The sequence below is a fragment of the Streptomyces regalis genome (genome assembly GCF_001509475.1).
Classification (GTDB): Bacteria; Actinomycetota; Actinomycetes; order Streptomycetales; family Streptomycetaceae; genus Streptomyces; species Streptomyces regalis.
The window spans coordinates 1-248 of the sequence record NZ_LLZG01000329.1 but is presented as its reverse complement, the minus strand read 5'-3'; the positions used below and the strand labels follow the sequence as shown (position 1 = coordinate 248).

Here is a 248-nt window from a genome sequence, read left to right as displayed (position 1 = left end):
AGGTCGGGCTGGTGGGAGAAGAAGCGGTGGAAGTAGTACTGCTTGCGGACCGGGTCGAAGGTCCAGTTGGAGGCTTCGGTGTCGACGAAGATGATGCGGGCGTCGGCGTACTGCTTGTCGTCGTCGGCCCACATGTAGTAGTCGCCGTAGGGGCCGTCCGGGTCTTTCCTCGATTCCTGGAACCACGGGTGCTGGTCGCTGGTGTGGTTCATGACGAAGTCGATGATGACCCGCATGCCGCGCTGGTG

General features: G+C 62.1%; 1 protein-coding gene. It reads right to left on the bottom strand.

Translation table 11 applies throughout. From position 1 onward, the window contains the following. The coding region (locus ADL12_RS27960; protein ID WP_244188078.1) for an alpha-amylase family glycosyl hydrolase at positions 1–248 on the bottom strand (248 nt) is incomplete at both ends.